This is a genomic window from Vibrio sp. JZG120, assembly GCF_053890955.1.
Genome location: NZ_JBSRRK010000039.1, coordinates 1 through 2,154, shown reverse-complemented (window position 1 = coordinate 2,154; position 2,154 = coordinate 1). Strand labels below are relative to the sequence as shown.

The 2,154-nt window shown below is 47.3% G+C and carries 3 protein-coding genes; all 3 read right to left on the bottom strand.

The window, feature by feature from the left end; all coding sequences use genetic code 11:
• Positions 1 to 195: protein rep (locus tag ACWPOD_RS23650; RefSeq protein ID WP_284806869.1), on the bottom strand; the 195-nt coding region annotated here is incomplete at its 3' end.
• 1,015 nt (positions 196 to 1,210) lie between these two features.
• Entirely contained in the window at positions 1,211 to 1,477 is a 267-nt protein-coding gene (locus tag ACWPOD_RS23645) for a hypothetical protein (protein WP_001024536.1), read from the bottom strand.
• A gap of 3 nt (positions 1,478 to 1,480) precedes the next feature.
• Positions 1,481 to 2,154 (bottom strand): protein rep (locus tag ACWPOD_RS23640; RefSeq protein ID WP_052994540.1); only part of this gene is annotated, 674 nt, incomplete at its 5' end.

Here is a 2,154-nt window from a genome sequence, read left to right as displayed (position 1 = left end):
ACCTATCTCGCAGTTCCTGACAGTTAACGTCAGAAACAACCATCGGGAAGACGGGTAATCCACAACGATTTTCGGTAGAGCCTGATAAAAACGGGCTTGCCACATGAGGGTTCTTCTCCACTGGCAGACAGGGCAATGACGGACACGGCAAAATTGCGCACTACGAAGCCGTAGGCGCGTTTCTCCGGTTTCCATGATGGTAGACCAACCAAAACGTAACAAACCGCTACAGGAGGCCATACGGAGTGCATAGCGCTCGAATTCAGCAGCAGTCTGGTAGATACCCCCGACAGAATCGGTAAGCGTGCGCTGGGTATCCCAAACTGCATCACGGGGGCTGTAGTCCGAAAGGAATTTATCTTCTGACATTAAGCCTGCTCCGATCTGGGCAGGCTGTGATTTGATGTGGTATATTCATCACGTACCTGTGCATTGCGAGCCAGTACATGTCACCAGAGTTTGCCGCTGAGGTGACACATTCGAAATGTTGGGGAGTGTTGACGCACTCCCCAACGCCGATTAAAAACGCCTCAATTCTGCTCCATTTTCTTTGACCTGTCAAAACCCACTCAAAGCCTCGTCATTACTGGGCTAAACCACTATTTCATACCCGCCATTTATCCCTTAAGTATAAATACAAGGATCACGCGCGAGAATTGCGCAAAAAATAACCACAATTTTAACCCCCCAAAACAAGCACCCCCGAACGGCTTACCCCAACCTTTTCCACACACCCGATCACCAAAACAGGGGATAAAAACAAAACCCTGTCTTACAGGTGGATGGCCTCACTTCGTGAAACCATCCACCCCGCATAAGTTTTTTAATCGGTGGTGTCGTCAATCACTAAATCGGAACCCCAAAGGGGACCCCCACGATTTAGCATTTGACGAGATTAACTCTCGGAGATGGCATCATGCTTTTAACGGACTTTAAAAAACGGTGAACGGATGCGGATTTTAATCCGTGTCTGTGAGGCGTTGAGCAACGAGCAAAGCGAGGCGGTAGAAAGAGAGCCAGCGGCAGGCTCAGGACGATAATCCGGGGAAAATGTACCACTCGCAGAGTGTTAACATTTGACATCGGATTGTCTATCCTGCATTGGTGTCGAGTTGGCAAGGCTGAGGATAATGCAGGATAGACAGAGCACTAGAGATTGCATGCAATCTCGTACCTATCACCTCAGCCTGCCGCTGGCTCTTTTCCAGAACTAAGAATGCGTTCTTAAAAATCCAAACTTGATACCGTTTAAATCTATTTTCACAAAAAGAGTTTTTACCCTCTCGTTTGTTTTCTGAATATATAAAATTAATTCATCCTCAAAACCTTCGTGCGGATGAAAACCAAATGTGCCAAAACTTAATCCATCAATAAGCAAAATAAGGTTTTTAAACCTGTCAGGAATCACCGCTTCACTTCTTAAAAAAAATAAACCAATAGTCTTATTTCCATTCAGGTATTCAATATTAATATTCATACGTTAATCCGATTTATCCTTCTCAGGGGCGCGTTTGTAACGCCGTTTACCTGAATCCCAGACAAACGCCGTCCGCTTCCCGTCATCAGTGCCATCCCCTACATCGTCGGCAATGACAAGATCCTCATTGGTTTCTCGATCCAACTGGAGGACGTTTTTTAGCGCCCCACCGGTCGAGATAAAACGGCGCTTGTGAAGCTGCCGCGTCAGCTCAAGAAACCACTCAGGATCGTTTGCCATATCTTCCGGTTTAACGGAGTATTTCAGCGTTTCAGCAACCGCGCTTTGCAGTTGCTCGGCAACGTTGGCCACAACCTCACCTGTCTTAGTTTTTACTGCCCGAATATCGATATTCGGCTCATAGTTCACCCGCAAGCAATCGCGCCAGAGTTCTACCCAACGTTCGTGCTTAACGTAGTTCTTCCCTTTAAACCAAGAAGGTTGCACCATCAGCAGACAGTGAAAATGCGGATGTGCGCTGCCATCCTTACCTCGCGTCACCTCCGTAGCCCTGATCCACCCCTGAACAGGTGATAGCTCCTTTCGCTTTTCCATTCGCTTAAACGCCGCATTCATTGCTGTAAGGACTGTTCCAAGTTCACCTATCTCGCAGTTCCTGACAGTTAACGTCAGAAACAACCATCGGGAAGACGGGTAATCCACAACGATTTTCGGTA